3 protein-coding genes and 1 pseudogene are annotated in these 3,504 nt (G+C 40.7%); 3 read left to right on the forward strand and 1 reads right to left on the reverse strand.

Going from position 1 to position 3,504, the window contains the following annotated elements; genetic code table 11:
- Positions 1–36: 36 nt before the first annotated feature.
- The 3 genes and pseudogenes from LC574_RS31775 to LC574_RS31785 all read left to right on the forward strand — a co-directional run.
- A pseudogene (locus LC574_RS31775) lies at positions 37–126 on the forward strand (hypothetical protein); the annotation flags it as partial.
- Between the two features lie 11 nt (positions 127–137).
- Positions 138–947, forward strand: a complete 810-nt coding sequence (locus LC574_RS31780; protein WP_229457547.1) for a hypothetical protein — start codon at positions 138–140, stop codon at positions 945–947.
- A 10-nt stretch (positions 948–957) separates the two neighbouring features.
- The gene (locus tag LC574_RS31785; RefSeq protein ID WP_229457548.1) at positions 958–2,664 is read left to right on the forward strand and encodes a DUF6519 domain-containing protein; all 1,707 of its coding nucleotides are present in this window, start codon (positions 958–960) and stop codon (positions 2,662–2,664) included.
- Positions 2,665–2,891: 227 nt separating this feature from the next.
- Here the strand turns inward: LC574_RS31785 and LC574_RS31790 are convergent, their stop codons facing one another.
- Positions 2,892–3,371: a hypothetical protein gene (locus tag LC574_RS31790; protein ID WP_229457549.1), complete on the reverse strand. Its 480-nt coding sequence runs from the start codon at positions 3,369–3,371 to the stop codon at positions 2,892–2,894.
- Positions 3,372–3,504: the final 133 nt, after the last annotated feature.

Here is a 3,504-nt window from a genome sequence, read left to right on the forward strand (position 1 = left end):
TGCAACGCCGTTAATCTACCAATAGAAATTTAAGCCATGAATTCCAATATCAATCTTTTCACACCAGTTCAGCTTGGCCCTTACACCTTACCAAATCGGATTGTAATGGCACCGATGACGCGTTTACTGGTCGGGGAGTGCATATAGAAGGTAATCCGACTCAATTTGTAGATTATTCTACCTCTGTTGTGCAACAACCAACTGCGGTTATTATCCGTCATTCTACATTAGTGCCGGGCTGGTCGTTACATTGTGATTGCAAACCTCGACGTGACAGCGAACCAAGTTTGGAGTTATTTAATATCAATGGTTGTGTCACGATTCAACATAGTATTGTTGGTTCTATTCAGGTTAACCAAGATGAGGTAGAGGCTGACCCTTTGCCTATAGATATTAGCGATAGCATTATAGATGCTACCAGTATAGAAGGTGAAGCGATCGGTGCAGTAGGCTATTCTATAGCTCATGTGCGGTTGACTATTGCACGTTGTACAGTCTTTGGTCAGATTCAAGTACATGCAATTGATTTAGCAGAAAACAGTATTTTTAACGGCATTATATTCGTTGCTCGTCGCCAACTAGGTTGTATTCGTTTCTGCTACGTGATGCCAAATTCACGCACACCACGCCGATATAATTGTCAACCGGATTTAGTCGAGCAGATAGTTAAGCAAGAAACTGAACTACAGCCACAACAGATAGAAGCGGAACAACTTATCGCTAGAGGCCGCGTACAACCCCAATTCAACAGTACACGCTACGGCACACCTACCTACTGTCAGTTAGCGTCAACCTGTGCTGAGGAAATCAAACGTGGCGCTGATGACGAATCGGAAATGGGTGCTTTTCACAATTTATATCAACCTCAAAAAGAGGCTAATTTACGCATCCGTCTAGATGAATATACACCTGCTAATACTGAAATTGGCATTATTTACGCTAGCTAACGAGGATTTTATGCAAGGAGAATTTAGAGGCGATTTTACTCGTGATACCTACGACAAGAGCAAGCACTTTCTTCGAGTACTGATGCAACAAGGTCGAGTGCAACTAGATGCAGACTTTAATGAACAAACATCGATTTTACTAAATCGCTTGCAAACTTTAGCTAAAGATGTATTTGGACTACAAGGCGGCCCAGAATATAATTGTGGTTTTGAATTTATCGCTACTGAAGAGCAAATTAATAATATTAATAACTTGAGTGAGGAAGAGAAACAGAAATTAAAACAACTGCTCCAATCTCAAAGCTATTTAATTAGCAAAGGCAACTATTATGTAGATGGTATACTTTGTGAAAATGAGGAATTTATATCTTATTTTCAACAACCAGATTTTACACCAGAACTTATAGATACTTGTCAAGTCCAACTAAAAGGAGCGACATATCTTGCTTATCTTGATGTTTGGGAACGACATATAACCCCCATTGAAGATTATGACGATCGCAAAATTAATATTCGTGAAGTTGCTTTAGGAGGAGCAGATACAGCGACTCGCTCTAAGTTAGTTTGGCAAGTCAAGCTCAAACAATTAAAAGACGATAAAGATATTGAAACGGTTGCAAAGCAAATTACCAAGGAGCGTGACTGTTTTTACAGTATGCTAGGTCAAGAATTAATAAAGCCTGGAAAAGGCAAGATTATTGCCATTACAAAATCTAGTTCTACAGGAATAAACGATCCATGCGTTATTCCCTTTAATTCTAAATTTCGTGGTACAGAAAACCATCTTTATCGTGCAGAAATTTTTACAGTTCCCACTGTTAATAACAACAATCAACTATCATTTGTCTGGTCGCGGGAAAATAGTTCAATTGTTTTTCCGATTGTAACATCTGCTGAGAGTAATTCTTCAGCGATCGCATTGACGCTAGAACATTTAGGAAAGGACAAAGATAGCAGTTTATCAGTAGGTGATTGGGTTGAAATCATCAATGATGATTATGTACTTGGAAATAGCGATCGCCAACTACTAAAAGTTGAACAAGTAGACCGTATTCAGAATCAAGTAATTCTCTCAGGTGATACTAAAAACAAAACATCGCTTCCAGAAAAGCATCCTCTATTACGCCGTTGGGATTCTAAAGAAGTCAAAGTAAATTTATCCGAAGTGAATAATAAATGGTTTCCTCTTGAAGATGGAATTGAGATTCAATTTCAAGCAGATACTCAGAATAACTTTTATCAAGTTGGTGATTATTGGTTAATTCCTGTGCGGACAGCTACAGGCAATGTAGAATGGCCCAAACAAAAAAACAAAGAAGGAAAATTAGAGCCTCAACCTCAACCACCGCATGGTATAGCTCATTATTATGCACCTCTAGCAGTAATTTCAGGTAATCCTAATAATCTAACAGTTCATGATTGTCGAAGAAAGATTGGCAGTCAAGATAGCACTATAACACCTGTTAGTAACAAAGATAATAATCCTCTACCAGCTAATTCTCAGGAAAATCCTCCACCACCTATTAATCAGAAAGAAACCACTACACAAACAATAACAGAATTCAATCGTGTAATCAATGCTAGTTGGCATCACGATCAAGTTTTGGAAGCTACTATCGCAGAATCACAGGAAAATTCTAGTAATATTCCAGAAGACCAATTATTTAATTTAAAGTCTAAGGCAAATCTGCCGGATGCTATCGCACCAGGAACGTAATTATAGGCTTCGTAGTTGGCTTTGTGATGATTGGTTTTAATCCACTGCGGTTGCATGACTTCATCTCCTTTCTTCATTAAACCATTGAAATTTTCAATCGATTAGGTATAACGACCAAGATAAGCGGCGGCAGATTGCTTATGCAACTTCACCAATATATTTCAACCGTCCGCTTCATCGATTTGTTAGCTGGCTGGCGCTACTAACCGCCAACTAATTCTTGAATTTTAGATTGTGCTTCGTCTAGCCCCCGTTTTTGTGCTTCGTCTCCCATATCTAGACCATACTCTGTACTTAGCAGCCAGCGCGATAACTTCGTTAAGCTTCGCTAACGCGGGAGCAGGATCGGAGTCATCGCCTTCTTGAGCCAAGATTACCCCATAGCGCCAGTTGGGGAGGGAGGGTGAGACGATTGTAGCTAGATCGCCTTGGAGGTGTTCTGGTCGGCGGCGATAGATGCGAGTCATATAGCCGATGCCCACACGTATTTGTTCCTCTTGGGGCTTTTCATAGCCGAGTTTCTCTAGCCAGACAGAGCTTTGGGACCTCCGCCCCGTCGCATCTACCACCAGATCGGCGTTTAGTGCTGACTCAAAACTCCCATCAGAGCGATGATGGATAAGGCTTACCCCGACGATGTGAGTCTGGTCGGGAGTCGTCAGCAACCCCAGTACATGACAATTCTCAATCACCTTGATATTCGGCAAAGACAACTAGCCCTGTCAAGGTGACTGTTTTGCAGTCGCCAAAAGTTTGGCAGTCGAGACATGTGGATGTTGAGGGTCATACAATGGAAAAGTCTTTCTTCTTCTTTGGAGCACGGGTGTGTTTGAGAAAAGA

It is taken from the genome of Nostoc sp. CHAB 5715, assembly GCF_020829685.1.
Classification (GTDB): domain Bacteria; phylum Cyanobacteriota; class Cyanobacteriia; order Cyanobacteriales; family Nostocaceae; genus Nostoc.